Below are 20422 nucleotides of genomic sequence, written 5' to 3' on the forward strand. Positions count from 1 at the left end.
CCGCTATAGCTGCTGCCTGATGGTGCCGTCGCGGACTTCATAGACGGCTTCGCCAAAGGCTTCCACATCGGCCGGATCATGGGTGATAATCAGCATGGGGACGCCGGTTTGCTGCTGCAGATCGTCCAGTTCGCGCCGCATGTGGGTGCGCAGTGATGGGTCCAGCGCGGCAAACGGTTCGTCGAGTAACAGGATGTCAGGTTGTGACACCAATGCCCGCGCCAGCGCCACACGTTGCCGCTGACCTCCTGAAATCTGCGCCGGATAACTGTGCGCAGTCGCCTCCAGTTCAAATGCCTGCAGCCAGCGCTGGACCGCAGGATGACTGGCCGGGCGGCGCAGGTTGAAGCAGCCTCGGCGTAGTCCGAAGGCGATGTTCTGGGCCACGTTCAGGTGCGGGAAGAGCGCGTAATCCTGAAACAGATAGGCCACATTGCGCTCTTGTGGGCGCAGGTTGGTGTGACTCTCCTGATCGAACAAGGTACGTTCATTGAGCACAACCTTGCCGCTATCGGGCGTCATCAGACCGGCGATGGCCTTCATGGTCAGACTCTTGCCCGAGCCAGAAGGGCCATGCAGCACGATGCGGTTACTGGCGGAAGAAAAACTGATATCCAGTCGAAAGGTCCGTTCGGCTGCACGTAATTGCTTGTGAATCTGTACGCTGATACTCATGACAGGTCACTCCTGCGCAATTGACCCGGCATCAGTCTGCCGGCAATCAGCAACACGGCCACACAAGTCGCTGATGTGATCAGCACCAATGCGGTTGCCGTGTTGTCGTCACCAGCCTGTACCGCTTCATAAATGGCGACCGATAGGGTTTGTGTTCGTCCCGGCAGATTACCGGCGATCATCAGGGTTGCGCCAAATTCACCCAATGCGCGCGCAAAGGCTAGTAATACGCCCGCGGTGATGCCGCGTGCAGCCAATGGCAAACTTACCCGGAAAAACACGCCAGCTTCCGACACGCCCAGCACGCGGGCAGCATTTTCGAGCTGATGATCGACTTGCTCAAACGCACTGCGCGCTGATTTCAATACCAGCGGAAAAGCCACCACGGTAGAGGCAATCACCGCACCTTGCCAGGTGAACACCAGTTCAATGCCATATTGCGCCAGCCAGGCACCCAGCGGCCCACGTTTGCCAAACAGCACCAGCAGGTAATAACCCAGCACGGTCGGTGGCAACACCAATGGCAACGTCAGAATGGAGTCAATCAGGTCGCGCCAGGAGGAGCGCCAGCGCGACAACCCAAAGGCAGCTGCCACGCCCAGAAACAAATTGATGACCGTAGCCCAGCCCGCGACCTTCAGCGAGAGCAGTAAAGGAGTCCAGAACGCAGGCATGTCAGGGTTTCAGAAAACCGTAGCGTGCCAACGTCGCCTGACCTTCAGGCGACTGCACATAGGCAATGTATTTTTTGGCCAGTTCGGTCTGCGTTGTAGTGGCGGTCACGGCAATCGGGTAGGTGGCAGGCTGGTCGGAGGGGATGCGGATCGCAACCTTGACCTTGTCAGGCATCACGGCGGCATCGGTCGCGAAGACGAAACCAGCCTCCACCTCACCACGCGCCACATAGTCCAGACTTTGACGCACATTTTGCGCCAGCACGCCCTTGGCCAGGACTGCCTGCCACAGACCGGCCTGTTCCAGCGCCGTCTGGGTATAACGGCCAAAGGGCACGGAACTCGGGTTGCCCAGCGCGACACGTTTCACATTGCTTTGTGTCAGATCCTTGAGCGCGGTCAGGGCCAGGGTGCTGTCATGGGGCACGATCAGAACGATCTGGTTGGCGGCGAAGTTCTGGCGGGTTGCTGTTTGCACGGCCTTTGCGGCGACCGCCTTGTCCATCGCGGTTTGATCGGCCGAAGCAAAGACATCGGCTGGCGCGCCCCTGACGATTTGTTGCATCAGGATATCGGAGGCGCCGAAGTTGTTGATCACCTTGACACCGGGGTTACGTTGTTCAAATGCCGAGCCCAGATCCTTGAAGGCATTGGTCAGGCTGGCGGCGGCCGACACCACCAGATCGGCAGCCTGGGCCGGGACGGTGGCCAGTGTCATTGCCGACAGTACTGCGCCATAGGCGACAGTCAGGTAAAAACGACGTAACGACCGAGTTGCAGAACGAGAAGTAAATTGAGCAGGCATGAGATTTCCGGTGGATGAGGGCGTTGGCAGTCGATGTTTATCACCGTGTGCAAGGATAACTGAAAATGCAAAAAAGCATCTTTCCGAAATATACGTAGGGATATAGCGATCGTCAAATTGCCGCGATTGAATTGCCGGGCCTTGCTACAATCGCGGCCATGACTCATTCCAAATCTGTCCGATTACGCGTGATGCAAGGTGACACGATTGCCTTCGGCCCCGGCAAGGCATCCCTATTGCAGGCCATTGACCGCACCGGGTCAATCTCGGCAGCGGCGCGCGAGATGCAGATGTCGTATCGGCGCGCCTGGTTGCTGGTCGAGGAAATGAATCGCTGTTTCAATCAGCCTCTGGTGGCGACCGCGACAGGTGGTGCCAAAGGGGGCGGTGCGAGTATCACGCCGATGGCAAGGGAAGTGCTGTCGTGCTACCAGCATATGCAAAAAAAAGCCGATAGTGCGATCCAGAAAGATATGCAGCACCTGTTGTCACTGATCGTCGAAAAAAACTGAGCTGCTACCGCCACTTTTCCAGCCTTCTTATGCGCGCCACCTTACTTAATCTCCGCTTTCGCCTGCAAACGCTGATGCACATGTCGGAGAACCACGCCATGTTGCTTTGGGGCGCGGTAGTGGGATTTGTCGGAGCGCTCGCGACAATCGCTTTTAGAGAGTGCATTGCTGGGCTGCAATTTTTATTGACCGGACGCAGCGGTAGTCTGGTTGATATCGCCGAGAGCCTGCCATGGACTATGCGTGTACTGGTTCCGACCGTGGGCGGTCTGATCGCAGGGCTGCTTTTGCTGTGGGCGCGCCGCATGCCTGCCGGTGGTGCACCTGACTATATGGAGGCGGTGGCCATTGGTGATGGGCAGATACCGGTCAGGCATTCGGTATTGCGTAGTCTTTCTTCCTTGTTTTCGGTCGCATCAGGTGGGTCGATCGGGCGCGAAGGACCGATGGTGCAAATGGCGGCGCTATGCGCCTCGCTGGTCGGCCGTCTGATTCATTTCCCGGCGTCTCGTCTGCGGCTCCTGGTCGCTTGTGGTGCCGCGGCTGGTATTACCTCGGCCTACAACGCACCGATTGCAGGCGCGTTCTTCATCACCGAGATTGTGCTGGGAGCGCTGGTGATGGAGAGTTTTGGCCCCATCGTGGTGGCATCCGTGGTCGCCAATATCACCATGCGCGAACTGCCCGGCTACAAACCGGCCTACGAGATGCCGTTCTTTCCGCAGGTTGGTGGATTCGAGATTCTCTTGTTTGTCCTGCTCGGCATACTGGCGGGTCTGCTGGCGCCACAGTTTTTACGTCTGCTCAATGTTAGCAAGACGCTCTGGCAAAAAATCAGCCTGCCGTTGCCATTCAGGCTGGCGCTGGGCGGATTGCTGGTCGGTGCCATGTCCATCCAGGTGCCGCAGGTATGGGGCAATGGTTACAGTGTGGTCAACTCACTGTTGCACACTGACTGGTTGTGGACCACGGTATTGCTGGTGCTGATTTTCAAGGTGGTCGCTACCGCGCTGACGGTCGGCTCTGGTGCCGTTGGCGGCATTTTCACACCAACCTTATTTGTCGGCGCGGCAATCGGTTATCTGTTCGGCGATCTGGGCCATGCGCTGTGGCCACACGCAATATCGCTGCCTTTCGCTTATGCAATGGTGGGAATGGGCGCGTTTTTGGCAGCGGCGACCAATGCGCCCTTGATGGCCGTGCTGATGATCTTCGAGATGACGCTCAGCTATCAGGTGGTGCTGCCGCTGATGCTGTCCTGTGTGGTTGCCTACGTCGTGGCGCGCAGTCTGGATGGCGCATCCATGTACGAGATTACCCTTAAGCGCCATCGCGACGCGGCTGAGCGCATACGGCTGCGCGGTACTCAGATGCAGGCGCTGATCAAACCGGCGGAAACCGTCTTGACGATGGACGCACCGATGTCGGATGTGGCCCGGATCTTCATGCAATATCCGGTCAAGTACATCTATATCACTGACCAGGACAATCGCTACCTTGGTGTGGTGGCATTGCAGGATGTGACTTCGCTGTTGCTGAGCAAAAAGGATCTGGAGTCGCGCCGGGCGGGCGACTTCCTGCGTGCCCATTTTCTGCATGAAGTCACGCCGGACATGTCGCTCGGTGAAGCTTTGCAGCTGTTCCTCGATCATCAGGGGGAACGCTTGCCCGTCATTGCCAGTACCGAAGATCCGCGGCTGCTGGGGGTGGTCTTCAAAAGCTCCCTGCTGGATGCCTATTTCCGCCTGGACCGTGCGGTGCAGTCCTGACAAGCATATTGCCTGATTCTTAATAATAGAACGCGCTTGCCCTATTGGCAGGGCAAGCTTGTTAAAATGCGTACTCGTTTGTGACGCTGGTCAATCTGCACCATCGCATTCAACTGGTTTCAGCAATTTCAATTGTTTTTACTGTTGGCCGGTTAGCTGGCACGACAATCCATCTTATTTTCACCAGTTTAGGGCCACAGAGTTTATGTTCAGTTACCGCCATGCCTTCCATGCGGGCAATCATGCCGATGTGCTTAAGCACATGGTGACCATTCAGTTGCTGCGTTACATGGGGCAAAAAGAGACGCCTTACATGGTTATCGACACGCATGCCGGCGGCGGCGTCTACGCGCTCGATAGCAACTTTGCCAGCAAGAATGCCGAATACGACACCGGTATCGGCCCCCTCTGGGAGCGCACCGATTTACCGCCGGCCGTGGCTGACTATGTGCAAGTGGTCAAGGATCTCAACCCCAGCGGCAAGATGCGTTATTACCCTGGCTCTCCCTACTGTGCCAATGCCGTGATGCGCGAGCAGGACCGGTTGCGCCTATTTGAGCTGCACCCGAGCGAGAGCAAGATACTAGCTGACAATTTTCGCAAGCTTGACGCCCATGCTGCCGAACAGGGACAACATCCATCGGGACGTGGCAAGCGCGTCATGATCGGGCGCAGCGATGGTTTTCTCGCGCTCAAGGCATTGTTGCCGCCACCATCGCGGCGCGCGCTGGTGTTGATCGATCCGCCCTATGAAGACAAGCGCGACTACCAGCGTGTCAAGGAAACCCTACAGGATGCATTGGTGCGTTTCCCGACGGGAACTTATGCAGTCTGGTATCCAATCTTGCAACGCATTGAGTCGAAGCAGTTTGCCGACCGCCTCAAACGCCTCGGTGCCAAGAGCTGGTTAAACGTGACGTTATCGATCAGTTCGCCCTCGCCAGACGGGTTCGGGCTGCACAGCAGTGGCATGTTTGTGCTCAATCCCTCGTGGACCATGGAAGCGACGCTCAAGGAAGTCATGCCCTATCTCGTCAAGGTGCTCGGACGTGACAGCGGTGCCGGGTTTGTACTGGAAGCAGGCGAGGGCTGATCTGCGCCTGTAATTTCACAATAGCAACTAGTTGAAATCGGGCGCTTAGTTTCGTATACGCAATAATTCTAGTATTAAAACTACATCACGTCATACAATAGTCAGCTATTTGATTGCTATTTGTCAGCTGTACGAGTTGGGGTAAATTACATCATCATGTCTGAACCAAGTCTTGAACACATTTCCCCGACGCCTGCGCATGCCCATGATTTCTTCCTGGCACGGCAACCGATCCTGAATCGTGATCAGGAGCTGATGGGCTACGAACTACTGTTTCGTACTGCAGCGTCCGGTCCCGCCAATGTGAGTGATGACGTTGCGGCGACGGCATCGGTGATTGCCCACGCTTCCGAGCTGGGCCTCAATAACGTGATCGGCAGCTTGCACGGCTTTATCAACGTCGATGCGACCGTATTGATGAGCGACTTCATCAATTTTCTGCCGGCCGATAAGGTCGTGCTGGAAATCCTCGAAACGGTCAAGGTCAGCCCTGAGCTGATCAAGCGTATCAGCGAGCTCGCGCGTGCCGGATATGTATTCGCACTCGATGACGTGGTGGCAGAATCGGAAGATATTGCCCAATTGCTCCCCTTGGTGAAGATCATCAAGATCGACGTCATGGATCTGGAGCCCAGCAAACTTCTGAAACTCAGCGTCAATTTCAAGCGCGCACAGAAGATATTGCTGGCCGAGAAGGTTGAAACGGTCGAGCAGTTCAAGGAATGTCTGACATTTGGCTTTGATTATTTTCAGGGCTATTATTTTGCCAAGCCGGTGGTGTTAAAGGGTAAAAAGCTCGAAGCCTCCAAGCTGATCATCATGCATCTGCTAACGCTGCTGGTGCGCAATGTCGACAATGGTGAAATCGTTCGCTATGTCAAACGCGATGTCGCACTGAGCCTGACGTTGCTGCGCCTGGTCAATACCCCTGTTTATGGTTTTTTGAAGCAGATTGATTCGCTTGGTCAGGCGCTGATCGTGCTGGGGCGCCGGCAACTCAAGCGCTGGCTGCAGATCCTGCTGTTTGCCAATAACGAAAAAGGTCGTGCGCATGCGGTCTCGCCGTTGCTGATCATGGCAGCAACACGCGGCAAGATGCTGGAGCTGATCGCTGAAAAAATTCGGCCAGGGCGCCGCAAAGTCTCTGAAATTGCCTTCACGGTTGGGATCATGTCTCTCATTGATGCCTTGTTTGGCATGGAGATGGAAACCATTCTTGGTCAGATTTCAGTCAGTGAAGAGATTCGTGAAGCCTTGCTGACCCGCTCCGGATTCTTTGGTGACATCCTGCAACTGGGGGAAAGCATCGAGCGTGGCGACAAGAGTAGCGCCGAAGTCACTGAATTACTGCGCACCTTCGAATTGACCGTGGATGAGTTTTACGAACTCGAAAAGCAGGCTTTTGAATGGGGTAACAGTATTTCCGCCAACATGGGCGCGCCGCCGAGCGGAAAGGAATCAGCTGCCTGAGCGGCTGTTTCTGCATTTCCCTGAGCCTATTCCCGGTCGCGCCTGCGCATCCACTTGCGTACCACTTTGCGCCAGCGCGCAAGCCGTCCCGACTTACCCCAATACTGACCAAGCCGCGCGATAAAACGACGGGTGGTGGCGTGCAAGGCTGCCATGCCCGCCGCAACCCTTTGCCACGCGGCGGTCGCATGTAACTGGGCGATCATCCGGTCTTTGAAGCGCAGCAAGGCATCGCGCCAGCGCACAAACCACGGCAAAGACGACAAGGACTGTTCCGTCAAGCCATACAGGCGAGCCACTAGCGCCGTACCCAGCACCTTGGCTACGAGCACGATCAATACGCCGGTGGTCGGATGTCCATGCGTCATGGACAGCAAGGCCAGCACCTTGACCGGGATCAGCAGCAGGCTAGGGGCAACAAAAATGGCCAGCGCGGCATACGGCGAGAGCGAAGAAATCCATGCCTCCAGACGCGCAATAATGGCAAATAGCGGAAATCTCGCCAATACACGGCGACTGGTACGCCACAGCCATTGTTCAAACAGCAGCAGAATAGCCACGCCGTAAATGAGCGGGGTAATGAGAAGTTTTTTGAATTTGCGCAGCAAGGAAAACCCTTAGAGAAGCCTCAAATACTCACATGGAACGAGGCTTCGCTCTATATGCCGGACGATTGGGCAAAATACAAGATGCAGAGGCAGCGCGCGTGTAATGTCTTGCGCTCAGCGTACCTGACGTTGCCCGATCAGGCGCAACCAGCGGTCACCCCATTTTTCGTCACTCATGCATGAAGCGTAATCTGTGACGGTTCTCGCGGCACGTTCCAGGAGCTGGATATCGGCCTCATGCTGACGTGCCACGTGCGGATCTTCGAGGAACAAGACACGTCGGCAATCATGTTCCAGAATCAGTTCGGCAATTTGCGCATCGCCGCCAAGCGGGCCGCTCAGGAAAGGCTTGACCCAGTTGCGGCCAGCATCACGTCCCTTGATCTTTTGCGCCAGTTCGTTGAGCAAGCCACCGGTGGTCCCGGTGGCGCAACGGAAGGCAAAGCTGTCTAGCACCTCAAAATGCTTTTCAGCCAGGGCCAGCATTCTTTGTTTCATCGAATCATGGGCGATCAGTGCAATTCCTTCATTGGCCAGATTGAAGCTGCCATCGAGCGCGGGATCAGGTGCAGCGCCACCGGCAATCGCCTCCAGCTCAAACCACTCGCGGGCACCGGCCAGTGTCGACAGGAAGGGTTTGCCGTGGATCACGCATTGCCGCTTGAGCGCCACCGCTTCCGGAAAGGTCGACGACGGATCGACCGGATCAATCAGGTAAATGATCGCATCGAGCTTGCGCGCAGGATCGGCATCGACTACCCGCGACACCAGTTTCATCAGGCCACCCTGACGACCATAAGGGAAGCGTTCCAGATAAGGATAATCCGGCAATAAGCCCAACTGACCAATTGCATCCAGCGTACGTCCAACTACCACCAGCTCTGGCTGCAGGGCTTCGATACGTGCACGTGAACCCTTGAGCAGCTGTACCAGCGCCGAGTTGGGCGCATCCTGATGGGCGCGGTTTGCAGCCAGACCAATACGGTAGCGGGTAGTAGAAGAAGACGATGAGGAGAACGATGCAATGTCGGACATGTCGGGCCTGAGGCAAGCAATGTTGAGGAAGGATCCTGAGACTTCAGCGAGTAAATGCAATGATGCAACGATGCAAAGTCATTTTCGCGGACTTTAACATACCGCTACAATGATGCACAGACTCAAGCGGTACGGTCAGCAACATAGTCACCAACGTGGTCGACAGCATAGCCACCGCAGGCAATCTCATTCGAACAGGTAACAGCACCATGAACAAAGCATTTGTCAAAGAATCCGACGGTGACGATGACGACGCGTTATCGGTACCGGCGATACCCGCAGGCTCCAAAAATTATATGACGCCGCAGGGGCATCAGCGCATCAAGGATGAGCTGCTGCAATTGATCGATGTTGCACGTCCGGAAGTGGTGAAAATCGTTTCCTGGGCAGCTTCCAATGGTGACCGTTCTGAAAACGGCGACTACATCTACGGCAAGCGCCGTCTGCGCGAGATTGATCGACGTATCCGTTTTCTCACCAAGCGTCTCGATCTTGCCGAGGTGGTTGATCCCACCGTCCACCATGGCAATGACCAGATCTTCTTCGGTGCCACCGTCACGTATGAGAATCAGCACGGTGTAGAGCACACCGTCACCATTGTCGGTATTGATGAGCTCGACCCGCTCAACGGCAAGATCAGCTGGATCTCGCCGGTAGCGCGTACCTTGACCAAAGCCCGGGAAGGAGACGAAGTCTTGTTGCAAACACCGTCTGGTGTTGAACAACTGACCATCCTCGCCGTCAGCTATCCGGCGCCCGCAGCTTGAATGCGCGGCTGCGCGGTAGCAACAACCAGAATTTTGATTTTCCACAAGGATTTTCCATGTCGCTTGTCTACGCTAGTCTGAATCATCCGCAACGTGTGCCTTTGGCCGCCGAAGCCCATTCACGACCATTTCTGCAATTGAGTGCGCCTGAGAGCCTGAGCCATCTGGCCGTGTATCTGCGCGATCAGGTCGAGGCCAATCAGCACGGGATCGTGCAACATGGTCTCTTGCGTGAGCTGTGCAAGCATTTCGGGGTGAGTGCGCCGGGCATCGAAGCCAAGCATTTCTTTCATGACTTCGGCGGCTTTCGCCTGAAGTGGGAGTGCCATACCGAATTCGCCACCTATACTTTTTCCCAGCGCCATGAGCGCACCCTCAGTATCGAGCAGGCGTTTGCCGAGGTGCCGTTGCATCAGGTACCGCAGCAATGGCTGCTGGCCTTGCAAGGGCAGGTGATGGTGGCTGCCCATGTGGTGCTGGAGAAAGCTGCTGCGGACACACCGCCAGTGTTTTCAGAGTATTTCGAAGGCAAATTGCTGACCTCCAGCAAGGTCTTGCAAGGTGGTGAAATCTGGACCGATTTTTTGATTCAGGCCGATGGCTTCAGCCGCTTTCTGGTCCGCGATATTGATTTGCGCGACATGCAGGGCGGCCGCCTGGTACAACGGATTCTGGAGATTGAAACCTACCGCATGATGGCCTTGCTGGGCTTGCCACAGGCACAGCAGGCAGTGCCAGCACTGAACGCCATTGAAAGCGATCTGGCAACACTGACCGCCGCCATGGTAGAGGTGGATGATGGCGGGCATTCGGTGCACCCGACACCGGCCGACGACGAGCAGATCCTGCAACGCATCACCGGTCTGGCTGCACGTATTGAAAAAATTTCACTGCAGAACAGTTATCGTTTTTCAGCCTCACAAGCCTACTTCCGGCTGGTCAAGGCGCGTATCGAAGAGTTGCGCGAAACACGGGTAGAAGGGGTTCCCACCATCGGCGAATTCATGGAGCGTCGGCTCGCACCAGCCATGGATACCTGCACCTCGGTGGCGCGTCGTCAGGAAGCGCTGGCCGAGCGCATTGCGCACACCAACGATTTGCTGCGCACCCGGATCGGGATCGTGCAGGAGCAACAGAACCGGCAGATTCTGGAATCCATGAATGCCCGTGCGGCGCAACAGTTTCGGCTGCAACAGGCAGTGGAAGGCCTCTCGGTGGCCGCGATTTCTTATTACACGGTGGGTTTGCTGGGCCATGTCGGCAGCGCCCTCAAAGAGCTTGGCCTGCCCATCAATCCAGAGCTCGCCACCGGCATTCTGGTGCCGGTGTGTGCGGGATTGGTCTGGTTGAGCTTACGGCAGCTGCATAAACGTGTGCACAGCAGCGCTCACTGACATACGGACAGCAGCAGGGATCACATTGCACGGATGAAATGGCAGTTACGCTGACTTGGCGACTTGTTCGTCGTTAGCGTTACTGCCACGGATAATCCAGACCGGAACAGTGCACTGGTGCATGACCTTTTCGGCCACGCTGCCCAGCATCATTTCGCGATAGCCCTTTTGCCCATGTGAACCAATGGCGACCATTTCTGCCTTGCAGTCAATCGCATCTTTGACAATGGTGGCTGGAATGTCCCCCGGCGTGATTGGGTTTTCGATGATGCGCACCTGCCCCTCCAGGCCAGCTGCGACGATACGTTTCTTGGCCTCGAGCAGAATGTGCATCCCGGCTTTCACGAAAGCTTCGTGCAAACCTGGAGGCGCTGCAGTGCCAGAGTCGTAGAGCAGATAGCTGTTATCGACCACGTGAATCACTTCAACCCGACTTCCTAGCGTTTTTGCCAGACAGATTGCCTCATCTAAGGCTTGAGTAGAAGTCCTGCTGCCATCTACCGGGACGAGAATTTTTGCATACATGTGCCACTCCTGAAAATATTGCTCCCTGCGGTTATCGATGAAGTAATTTTTTGTAGTGCGGCGTGAAATGATTCTAACAAAGAAATCAGACTCTTGACGCGTCCTATGGAACAAGTAGGCCGTCTTGTTGTCGGTTTGTCCGTTTGCATGGCGTCAACTGTTACACTGCGGCACAGGAAGTCTCTGTTTCGATTTAAATAAGAATGATTCAAGAAAGTTGCACCATGAGTGAACACCCGACCATCAGCTGGAACGAAGCAGGCGAGCAGCGTTCCGCGCGATGGCGCTCGGAAGTGGGCAATCCAGCACCTAAACGGGTTGTTATCGCCGACGATACGCTTGCCGCCGATGCTGCCTACAAATTGGCATGCGAAGGCACCGCCTTGCTCTGGCGCGGGGATTACCAGAATGCGCGGCAGCTGTTGCAGGCGCTGGCACGTCGCATTGATCGCAAAACAACCCGTAGTAGTGTCAAGAAGACTGCTGCCAAGCCAGCCAGCAATTCCAGCGTCGCTGCGCCGGACATGACCCAGAGTTTTCATTTGCATCGTCAGGCACAGGCCCAGCGTGCGCGGATTCTGGGCATGCTACTGTTGCCGCTGGCGCCAGACTATCGCCTCAATCTGCGCCGCGCGCCCGATATCAGTCAAGCCTGTACGGAGGCTTACGGACCAACCGATGCGATTGACAGCGTGGTGTCGCTACGCGAAGTGCTTGGCTTGATCGGCGCGCACGAATGGCGCAAGAAGGGCGTGCCAGTGGCAGCACTTGGCGCCACTATTCATCCTTATTACGGTGTCTTTTCGCCCGTGCGTGGTGAATATCTTGATCTGGTAGCACAAGCACCGCTGCCGCCGAAGGCCACAGAACTTGCCTTTGATATCGGCACCGGCACCGGTGTGCTGGCAGCGCTGCTGGTCCAGCGCGGTGTGCGTAAGGTCATTGCTACTGATCTGAATCCCCGCGCGCTCGAGTGCGCCGCTGACAATCTGCAACGGCTAGGAGTTGCAGATCGGGTTGAATTGACGCAAAGCGATCTGTTCCCACCCGACAAAGCATCATTGATCATCTGCAATCCACCGTGGGTACCTGCCAAACCAGGGTCTGCCATTGAGGCTGCGGTCTATGATCCCGACAGTCGGATGCTCAAGGGTTTTCTGGCTGGTTTGCCGGACCATTTGAGCGAGCAGGGCGAAGGTTGGCTGATTCTCTCCGACTTCGCCGAGCACCTTGGTCTGCGCTCGCGAGCAGTATTGCTGGACCTGTTCGAACAGGCTGGTCTGCGCGTCATTGAGCGACATGATATCAAGCCCCGTCATCCTCGCGCCAGTGATGCAGAAGATCCACTGTATACAGCCCGCAGCAAGGAAGTGACTTCCCTGTGGCGGCTGGCGTTAAAGTAAACTACACCGATCGAACTGCACCAACTGCACACCATCAACCAAGCGAGGAATGCCATGAAAAAAACATCCCCATCGACCTTGTTGACTACCGTATTGCTGTGCTTGCTCACGCCGCTGGTAATGGCAGCCACCGTTGGCACCAATAGTGGCACCGGCAGCACCAGCTCCGCTGCTGCCAAGGCGGCGGCCGCTAGCGCAACCTCTGCTGCTGCCACCAGCGCAGCGACCGGTACCAGCAGTTCCACCACCACGCCGACCATTGCGCCTGTGTTGCCGTTTCCGACCAATCAGCCGGATGCTGATAAACCCCTCATCAACACGACTGGTAACTCTTGCCGTTGCCAGGTCAATGAAACCAGCGGCAATGCCTGCATGATCTTCATGCGCACCAACGCTGCCGACTGGATCATGAAGAACGCGCCACAGACCCGCATGCGCTCCTCCAACGACGGTCGTTTCTACGATACGCCATTCGATCTGGCGGCCAGCGCCTGCGCCGGTCGCAAGGTCAATCCCGGTTCCGTGAAGGTGCATTGGCTCGACCGCAGGAGTGCCATTCTTGAGTGGTAAGGACGGCTAACAGGTGGAGATGGCACCCATGAGCATGGACTTGCTCAAGGTCTTGCTTGCGGCCTTAGTGATCGGGTTATCGATTGCTGCGCCGGTCGGGCCGATTGGCATGCTCACTATACAGCGCAGTCTTGATCATGGTCGGCGCGCAGGGCTGGTGACCGGTCTGGGTGCGGCCTGTGCAGACGCTGTGTACGCCGCGCTGGGTGCGTTTGGCGTGAGCTGGCTGGTGCAGGCACTGGTTGCCGTGCGCCTGCCACTGGTCTTGCTGGGATCATCGTTTTTATTGTGGATGGCGTGGGGTGTGCTGCGTACGCCACTGGCCAATGCTGACCAGCACAGTCAGGATGCCACTGTACCGACACGTAATCACTGGCAAGACTTTGCTAGTACCTTTTTACTCACCTTGTCCAACCCCAGTACCATCTTTTCTTTCATTGCCCTGTTTGGCGCCATGGCAAGTCACACCGTCAATCGTTCCTTCGCCGCGCCGCTGGTGATGGTCCTTGGTGTCTGGCTTGGTTCGGCGCTGTGGTGGCTCTTTCTCAGTAGCGCGGTGGGTATGCTCAGGGAGCGCTTTACCGCAGGCTGGCGTCGTGCCATCAACTGGCTCAGTGCGACGGTGCTGATCTGCTTCTCGCTGCTGCAACTATCGCAATTCCTGCTCGGCACCCCTACCGCATAAATCGAAATAAATATTCCAATTTAAAATAAAAAGGAATATAGTTTCTATGTGCGTCCTATGTACTTTCTGTGCATTTTCCATCGTCAGCCGTGCAGCGACATGGCAGTAACGCCACAACTACAATCAATTTATTACGGAGACAACGATGATCGAGGTAGCAGTTTTTGGTGCCGGTCGTATCGGCAAGATTCATGCTGGCAACGTCGCAGCCCAGGCAGGTGTGCGCCTGAAATCCATCAGTGACGTCAATCATCAGGCCGCCGTAGAGCTGGCGGCACAGCATGGTGCGCAAGTCGTGGATGTCGAGCAGGCGCTGCGCGACCCGGCCATTGGTGCCGTGGTGATTGCCTCGAGTACCGACACCCATGCCGATCTGATCCAGCGTGCCGCGGCAGCAGGCAAGGCCATCTTTTGTGAAAAGCCGGTCGATCTGACGCTGGAGCGTGCACAAGCCTGCGCCAAGGCTGTCGCCGCCGCAGGTGTGACTTGCATGATTGGCTTTCAGCGTCGTTTCGACCCAACCTTTGAGGCGCTCAGCCAACGTTTGCGTGCCGGTGAAATTGGTGATCCGGAAATGCTCATTGTCACCAGCCGCGACCCCGGTGCGCCACCGGTGTCTTACATCAAGAGCTCAGGCGGTATTTTCAAAGACATGCTGATTCACGACTTCGACATCTTCCGCTGGATTCTTGATGATGACGCCGTGAGCATTGCCGCCACCGGTAGCTGTTTGACCGATCCCGCCATCGCCGAGGCTGGTGATATTGACTGCACCGCCGTGACCATCACCACCCGGCGCGGTCGTTTGTGTCAGATCAACACCAGCCGTCGTGCCGCCTATGGCTACGATCAGCGCTTTGAAGTGCTGGGCAGCAAAGGCATGCTCCAGGCGGGAAATCACAAGCCGACCGAAGTGATCGCCGCCACTGCCACCAACGTGACCAGCGATTTGCCGGAGCATTTTTTCCTGGAACGTTACCGCGCTGCCTATGCGCGTGAAATCGCGCACTTCTTCGCTGCCGTCAGCAATCGTACCCCGGTGCGCACCACCATCGAAGATGGTGTCAAAGCCCTGCAACTGGCAGAAGCCGCCGCCACTTCCTGGCGTGAAAAACGTATTGTCGAGTTGTCCGTATGAGTCCGGCCGCCGTCTCCAACAAGCCATTGCAGGTTGCCGTGGTCGGCCTCGGCCGGCTCGGCCGCCGGCACGCCGAAAACCTCGCCACCAGCGTGCCCGGTGCCAACCTGTGTGCAGTGTGCAGCCCAGTGAATACCGAGCTGGAATGGGCACGTGATCAACTGCGCGTGCCCCATCTTTATCATGAATATGCCGCCTTGCTCGCGCACCCGGGGCTGGATGCTGTGTTTCTGGTCACGCCGACCTCGCTGCACGCTGACCAGATCATTGCTGCGCTCAAAGCGGGCAAACATGTGTTCTGTGAAAAGCCGCTATCGCTGGAGTTGGCAGATTGCCAGCGGGTGACAGAAGAAGCGGCTCGTCATCCCGAACTCAAGGTAATGATTGGCTTCGTCCGACGCTTTGATGCCAGCTATCAGGATGCTTATCAGAAGATTCAGGAAGGAATGATCGGTACGCCCTTCATGGTGTACTCGCAAACCTGCGACGAGAACGACCCCGATGGTTTCTTCGTCAAGTTTTCGCCAACCAGTGGTGGTATCTTCCTCGACTGTTCGGTGCACGATATTGATCTGGCACGCTGGCTACTGGGCAAGGCGCAGCCGGTACGGGTATTTTCCAGCGGTCTCACCGCGATTCACCACGACCTGCAACAGTTCAAGGATGTCGACAACGGTGTGGCTATCTGCGAATTTGACAATGGCCGGCTCGCGACTTTCTACGCCTCACGCACCATGGCACACGGACATGACACCATGACCGAAATTACCGGGACGGCAGGGCGTTTGACCGTGGGTGGCAATCCCCGCAAAAACCGGGTCATGATTGCCGATGCGCAGGGGATTCGCAACGAATGCACCTTGAGCTTCTTTGATCGCTTCGAGGACGCTTTTCTGGCCGAGGTACGGCACTTTGTTGATGCGGTACGTCATCGCAAGCCATTGGCGCTGGATCTGGACGATTCGACCCAGGCCACGCGCATCGGTATTGCCTTGCGCGAGTCACTGTTGACTAAACAGCCCGTTTTGTTCTGAGCTGTTCTGATTGCGCAATTAACATCAAAGCGGGCAGATTCTGGTGCCCGCCCTGTTGTTAATCTGCGCCGTCGTCGTAGCCGTCGATGGGCTCAGTTTCCGTCACATCCAGCTCCATCCGATACGCCAGCGCAATGAACAGCGCTTGACACAGACACATCGCATTGGTCAGTGAACGGAATGCAAAGGCGCTACTTTCCTTGACCGTCAGCAAAACCGAGGCATGACGTGCCAATGGGCTTAACTGGCTATCGGTAATGATCAAGGTTCGCGCCTGACGATGATGCGCCAGCCGTACGCATGCCTGGGTTTCCTTGCCATAGGGCGTGAAACTGATGGCGATCAGGACGTCATTTTTGTCGATACTGCGCACTTCCTCGCGAAACATCCCACCCGCGCCGGTCAAGAGATGCACGCGTTTGTTGGTATGTTGCAGTGCATAAGCAATATGGTTGGCAATCGGGAATGAACGCCGCACGCCGATGACATAAATGTTTTCTGCTTTTAGCAGCAATTTTACGGCAGCCTCAAATTGCGCGTCGTCGAGACCGCCCAGCAACTCATCGAGCCCGGCCCGGCTCACCTGGATGAATTCCCGTGCCAGCGCGCCACTGGTGACTGGCGTCGGCTTGCTCTCGATCAGGCTGCGAATACGCTGCTGATAATTGCGCGAGGGTGTGGTCTGTGCCGTAAAGGCATCACGAAACACCGCCTGCATCTCACTAAAACCGGAAAAGCCAAAATGCTTGGCAAAGCGCACAATCGCTGACGGCTGGACCTCACATTGCTCGGCGATATCGCTGATGCGCTCCACCATCAGGCTGGTCTTGTGCTGTTCAACATAGGTGGCAATGATCTTGAGCTGGCGCGACAGTGATCCATATTGCGCTGCAATCTGCAGCATCAGTTCATCGACGGTTGGTGTGTTCACCGGGTGTCTCTCTATTCATGGTTAGCGTCATGGACTTATGGCCCCCCTGGAGTCATGACTGTTCATGCTGCGATTATAAAAGCATCTTATTGAAATAAAAATTCTAATTTAAAAAAAATTGAAAAAAAATGATTGCACATTGACTTTGCTTGTTTTATTGTTAGCTACCGCTTGGCTACAGAGCTGAAGTAATCAACTTCACGGCCCACGGCAAAACAATAATGGAGACAATCATGCAACGATTCAGATGCAAAGGGCTCTTTGCGGCCCTCACCGCAGCCGCCCTTGTAATGACAGTGACCACGCCCAGCAGCTTTGCGGCGAACGAAAAATTCGTCCTCATCAGCCACGCACCCGACTCCGATTCCTGGTGGAACACCATCAAGAATGCCATCAAGCAGGCGGGTGAAGACTTCAACGTCAGCGTTGACTATCGCAACCCGCCCAATGGCGACCTGGCTGACATGTCACGCCTGATCGAGCAAGCTGCTGCCCGTAACTATGACGGCGTGATCGTCAGCATTGCCGACTTCAGCGTCCTCAAGAAGTCGGTTGAAGCGGTGGTCGCCAAGAAGATTCCTGTCATCACCATCAATTCCGGTACCCAGCAACAAAGCGAACAGCTCGGCGCGGTCATGCACGTTGGCCAGCCAGAATATGACGCCGGTTACGGCGCTGGCGAAAAGGCCAAGGCCGCTGGTATCAAGTCCTTCCTGTGCGTCAATCATTACGCCACCAATCCCTCCTCATTTGAGCGCTGCCGCGGCTTTGCCGAAGCGATTGGCGCCGACTACAAGAAATCCACACTCGATACCGGCATTGATCCGACTGCTGTAGAAAGCAAGGTCAGCGCCTATCTGCGTAACAATCCCGGTACCCAGGCTGTGCTGGCACTGGGCCCTGACTCCGCAGTACCAAGTCTGCGCGCCCTGCAAAAAATGGGGCTCAAGTCCAAGGTCTGGTTTGCCACCTTCGATCTGTCTGAAGACATCGTCAAAGGCATCAAGGATGGCTCGGTCCAGTTTGCCATTGACCAGCAGCCCTACCTGCAAGGCTATATCCCGGTGGCTGCACTGGCCATCATGAAGCAATACAAGACCAACGATCTGGCCGTGGTGCAAGAGAAGCTCAAAGCCAATCCCAAGTTCCAGGCGCGTCTGGCTGAATATGGACTGGCACCGATCTATGGCCCGCGTCACATCAGCTCAGGCCCAGGCTACATCACCAAGGACAATCTGGAGAAAGTCCTTAAATACGCTGGCCAATATCGTTGAGCCAATGATTGCTCCAAAGCGTTCAGCAACCAGCAATCAGACATAAGCATGACCGCCCGCACCAGGAGTGTGGGCGGCAGTGACAAAACATCACAGGAGTGCAGCAATGAGTACAACAGGCATGGTCGTCGACAAGACGAGCGCCGATGGGCGTGCGCCTGCAGCGCAGGCCAGCAGCAGTGACGAGCGGGTGCGCAGAGAAAGTGTCATCAAACGGTTTCTGGGACGTCCCGAGTTCGCCTCACTGGCCGGTGCGATTCTGGTATTTATCGTCTTCGGCATCGCCGCCGGGGACTCCGGCATGTTCAATCTCGACGGCATCATCAACTGGATGCAGGTCGCCGCCTATCTGGGCATCATTGCCGTCGGCGCCTGCATGCTCATGATTGGTGGTGAATTCGATCTTTCCATCGGCTCCATGATCGGCTTTGCCGGCATGATGGTGGCGATTCCCACGGTCTATTTCGGCTGGCCATTCTGGCTCTCCGTACTCTTTGCGTTTGCCGGTTCGATGGCGCTTGGCTGGCTTAATGGCTATCTGGTCATCAAGACCCGTCTGCCATCGTTCATCGTGACGCTGGCCTTCATGTTCATCCTGCGTGGCTTGACGCTGGCGCTCTCCATCCTGTTTGCCAACCGCACCATCGTCAGCGGTGTCGGCGAACGTGCCAGCGAAGACTGGCTTGGCAATCTGCTCTTTACCGGCAATGTCGGCACCGGTCTGTTCCAGTGGCTGGCACAGCATCACTGGATTGCGGTGGCAGAAAACGGCAATGCGCTGGTGGCCGGCATACCCAAGGTCATCGTCTGGTGGGCCGTGGTGGCTTTGGTTGCAGGCTTTGTGTTGTCGCGCACCCGCTTCGGTAACTGGATTTTTGCCGTCGGCGGTGATGCCGTCGCCGCCAAGAACGTTGGTGTACCGGTACGTCGCGTCAAGATCGCACTGTTTGTTTTCACTGCCTTCTGTGCCTGTCTGTTTGCTGTCCTGCAGGTTGCTGATTTTGGTTCGGCCGCTGCTGACCGTGGTTTGCAAAAGGAGTTTGAAGCCATCATCGCCGCCGTCATCGGTGGTGCCTTGCTTACCGGTGGTTACGGCTCAGTAATTGGTGCCTGCTTCGGTGCGTTGATCTTTGGCGTGGTGCAGATCGGCATTACTTATACCAATCTCAACTCCGACTGGTTCCGTGTGTTCCTGGGCGTCATGTTGCTGGTGGCGGTGCTGTTCAATAACTATGTTCGCCGTCGTGTGACGGAGGCCAAATAATGGGAGCCGTCATGAACGATACCATCCTCGCACTGGAGAATGTCAGCAAGTATTTCGGTCCCGTCATTGCCCTCAAAGACGTCAGTCTGCGACTGCGCAAGGGCGAGGTACATTGCTTGCTGGGCGACAACGGTGCCGGTAAATCGACCCTCATCAAACTGCTGGCCGGTGTGCATCAACCCTCATCGGGCCAGTATCTGGTTGATGGCAAACCGGTCAATTTCCAGTCGCCCAAAGAAGCACTGGATGTTGGCGTTGCCACCGTCTATCAAGATTTGGCCTTGGTACCGCTGCTGTCGGTGGCACGGAATTTTTTCATGGGCCGTGAGCCCACCAGAAAAATCTTTGGCATCAACGTGATGGATATGGAGTATGCCGCGCGCACGGCCAAAGAGAAGCTGGCTGAAATGGGCATCATGGTGCGCGATCCGCATCACGCCATTGGCACCATGTCCGGCGGCGAAAAGCAATGCCTCGCCATCGCCCGGGCCATCCACTTCGGCGCACGCGTGCTGATTCTCGATGAACCAACCGCCGCATTGGGTGTGAAGCAATCCTTCAATGTGCTCAAGCTGATTCACAAAGCACGCGAACGGGGGATTTCCGTCATTTTCATTACCCACAACGTCCATCACGCCTATCCGATCGGCGACTCCTTCACCTTGCTCAATCGCGGCAAGTCCATGGGGACCTTCACCAAGGACAGGATCTCCAAGGAAGAAGTGCTGGACATGATGGCCGGTGGCGCAGAAATGCAAACTCTCATGAGCCAGCTGGAAGGCGTACAAGTTTAAAA

The 20422-nt window shown here is 56.2% G+C and carries 21 protein-coding genes; 14 read left to right on the forward strand and 7 right to left on the reverse strand.

Features of this window, described 5'->3' with window-relative positions:
• Positions 1 to 3: 3 nt before the first annotated feature.
• From FHW66_RS07740 to modA, 3 genes are read right to left on the reverse strand one after another with little or no spacing between them, the layout of a single operon-like run.
• Positions 4 to 675, reverse strand: a complete 672-nt coding sequence (locus FHW66_RS07740) for a sulfate/molybdate ABC transporter ATP-binding protein (protein ID WP_183379198.1) — start codon at positions 673 to 675, stop codon at positions 4 to 6.
• Positions 672 to 1349, reverse strand: a complete 678-nt coding sequence (modB, locus tag FHW66_RS07745; RefSeq protein ID WP_183379199.1) for a molybdate ABC transporter permease subunit — start codon at positions 1347 to 1349, stop codon at positions 672 to 674. Before modB ends, FHW66_RS07740 begins: the two co-directional genes overlap by 4 nt.
• Before the next feature lies 1 nt (position 1350).
• The gene (gene modA, locus FHW66_RS07750) at positions 1351 to 2154 is read right to left on the reverse strand and encodes a molybdate ABC transporter substrate-binding protein (RefSeq protein ID WP_183379200.1); all 804 of its coding nucleotides are present in this window, start codon (positions 2152 to 2154) and stop codon (positions 1351 to 1353) included.
• A gap of 158 nt (positions 2155 to 2312) precedes the next feature.
• On the opposite strand from modA, the gene FHW66_RS07755 reads away from it, so the two are divergent.
• From FHW66_RS07755 to FHW66_RS07770, 4 genes are all read left to right on the forward strand, one after another.
• Positions 2313 to 2666: a winged helix-turn-helix domain-containing protein gene (locus FHW66_RS07755; protein ID WP_183379201.1), complete on the forward strand. Its 354-nt coding sequence runs from the start codon at positions 2313 to 2315 to the stop codon at positions 2664 to 2666.
• A 29-nt stretch (positions 2667 to 2695) separates the two neighbouring features.
• Positions 2696 to 4435 (forward strand): ClcB-like voltage-gated chloride channel protein, encoded by a 1740-nt coding sequence (locus FHW66_RS07760; protein ID WP_183379202.1) that lies wholly within the window; start codon positions 2696 to 2698, stop codon positions 4433 to 4435.
• A 205-nt stretch (positions 4436 to 4640) separates the two neighbouring features.
• The gene (locus FHW66_RS07765; RefSeq protein ID WP_183379203.1) at positions 4641 to 5528 is read left to right on the forward strand and encodes a 23S rRNA (adenine(2030)-N(6))-methyltransferase RlmJ; all 888 of its coding nucleotides are present in this window, start codon (positions 4641 to 4643) and stop codon (positions 5526 to 5528) included.
• Positions 5529 to 5684: 156 nt separating this feature from the next.
• Complete coding sequence (locus FHW66_RS07770; protein ID WP_183379204.1) at positions 5685 to 6998, forward strand: EAL and HDOD domain-containing protein; 1314 nt, start codon at positions 5685 to 5687, stop codon at positions 6996 to 6998.
• Positions 6999 to 7024: 26 nt separating this feature from the next.
• Here FHW66_RS07770 and FHW66_RS07775 read toward each other — a convergent pair whose 3' ends face one another.
• Together FHW66_RS07775 and FHW66_RS07780 are read right to left on the reverse strand one after the other, a co-directional pair.
• Positions 7025 to 7606 (reverse strand): hypothetical protein, encoded by a 582-nt coding sequence (locus FHW66_RS07775; RefSeq protein WP_183379205.1) that lies wholly within the window; start codon positions 7604 to 7606, stop codon positions 7025 to 7027.
• Between the two features lie 114 nt (positions 7607 to 7720).
• Complete coding sequence (locus tag FHW66_RS07780; protein WP_183379206.1) at positions 7721 to 8641, reverse strand: methylglyoxal synthase; 921 nt, start codon at positions 8639 to 8641, stop codon at positions 7721 to 7723.
• Positions 8642 to 8850: 209 nt separating this feature from the next.
• Here FHW66_RS07780 and greB point away from each other — a divergent pair, with 209 nt between their 5' ends.
• Complete coding sequence (gene greB, locus FHW66_RS07785; protein ID WP_183379207.1) at positions 8851 to 9408, forward strand: transcription elongation factor GreB; 558 nt, start codon at positions 8851 to 8853, stop codon at positions 9406 to 9408.
• A 56-nt stretch (positions 9409 to 9464) separates the two neighbouring features.
• Entirely contained in the window at positions 9465 to 10802 is a 1338-nt protein-coding gene (locus tag FHW66_RS07790) for a DUF3422 family protein (protein ID WP_183379208.1), read from the forward strand.
• Positions 10803 to 10847: 45 nt separating this feature from the next.
• On the opposite strand, the gene FHW66_RS07795 is transcribed toward FHW66_RS07790, so the two are convergent.
• Complete coding sequence (locus tag FHW66_RS07795; RefSeq protein ID WP_183379209.1) at positions 10848 to 11327, reverse strand: universal stress protein; 480 nt, start codon at positions 11325 to 11327, stop codon at positions 10848 to 10850.
• Positions 11328 to 11551: 224 nt separating this feature from the next.
• Here FHW66_RS07795 and FHW66_RS07800 point away from each other — a divergent pair, with 224 nt between their 5' ends.
• The 5 genes from FHW66_RS07800 to FHW66_RS07820 all read left to right on the forward strand — a co-directional run bounded on the left by FHW66_RS07800 (position 11552) and on the right by FHW66_RS07820 (position 16157).
• Positions 11552 to 12730 (forward strand): class I SAM-dependent methyltransferase, encoded by a 1179-nt coding sequence (locus FHW66_RS07800; RefSeq protein ID WP_183379210.1) that lies wholly within the window; start codon positions 11552 to 11554, stop codon positions 12728 to 12730.
• A gap of 54 nt (positions 12731 to 12784) precedes the next feature.
• The gene (locus FHW66_RS20910) at positions 12785 to 13300 is read left to right on the forward strand and encodes a hypothetical protein (protein WP_255458865.1); all 516 of its coding nucleotides are present in this window, start codon (positions 12785 to 12787) and stop codon (positions 13298 to 13300) included.
• 28 nt (positions 13301 to 13328) lie between these two features.
• Positions 13329 to 13985 carry a LysE family translocator gene (locus FHW66_RS07810; RefSeq protein ID WP_370543432.1) on the forward strand — a complete coding sequence of 219 codons (657 nt, stop codon included), beginning with the start codon at positions 13329 to 13331 and terminating at the stop codon, positions 13983 to 13985.
• Positions 13986 to 14130: 145 nt separating this feature from the next.
• On the forward strand, positions 14131 to 15123 hold the full coding sequence (iolG, locus tag FHW66_RS07815) for an inositol 2-dehydrogenase (RefSeq protein ID WP_183379211.1): 993 nt from the start codon (positions 14131 to 14133) through the stop codon (positions 15121 to 15123).
• Positions 15120 to 16157 (forward strand): Gfo/Idh/MocA family oxidoreductase, encoded by a 1038-nt coding sequence (locus tag FHW66_RS07820; protein ID WP_183379212.1) that lies wholly within the window; start codon positions 15120 to 15122, stop codon positions 16155 to 16157. The genes iolG and FHW66_RS07820 overlap by 4 nt, the downstream gene beginning before the upstream one ends.
• 58 nt (positions 16158 to 16215) lie before the next feature.
• On the opposite strand, the gene FHW66_RS07825 is transcribed toward FHW66_RS07820, so the two are convergent.
• Positions 16216 to 17061 carry a MurR/RpiR family transcriptional regulator gene (locus tag FHW66_RS07825; protein WP_183379366.1) on the reverse strand — a complete coding sequence of 282 codons (846 nt, stop codon included), beginning with the start codon at positions 17059 to 17061 and terminating at the stop codon, positions 16216 to 16218.
• Positions 17062 to 17378: 317 nt separating this feature from the next.
• On the opposite strand from FHW66_RS07825, the gene FHW66_RS07830 reads away from it, so the two are divergent.
• The 3 genes from FHW66_RS07830 (at position 17379) to FHW66_RS07840 (ending at position 20420) form a co-directional block, all read left to right on the forward strand.
• The gene (locus tag FHW66_RS07830; protein WP_255458880.1) at positions 17379 to 18362 is read left to right on the forward strand and encodes a sugar ABC transporter substrate-binding protein; all 984 of its coding nucleotides are present in this window, start codon (positions 17379 to 17381) and stop codon (positions 18360 to 18362) included.
• Between the two features lie 121 nt (positions 18363 to 18483).
• Positions 18484 to 19626 (forward strand): ABC transporter permease, encoded by a 1143-nt coding sequence (locus FHW66_RS07835; RefSeq protein ID WP_255458881.1) that lies wholly within the window; start codon positions 18484 to 18486, stop codon positions 19624 to 19626.
• An 11-nt stretch (positions 19627 to 19637) separates the two neighbouring features.
• On the forward strand, positions 19638 to 20420 hold the full coding sequence (locus FHW66_RS07840) for an ATP-binding cassette domain-containing protein (protein ID WP_183379215.1): 783 nt from the start codon (positions 19638 to 19640) through the stop codon (positions 20418 to 20420).
• The last annotated feature ends 2 nt before the right edge of the window (positions 20421 to 20422 follow it).

The sequence above is a fragment of the Herbaspirillum sp. Sphag64 genome (assembly GCF_014192645.1).
In the GTDB taxonomy this organism is placed as follows: domain Bacteria; phylum Pseudomonadota; class Gammaproteobacteria; order Burkholderiales; family Burkholderiaceae_D; genus Herbaspirillum.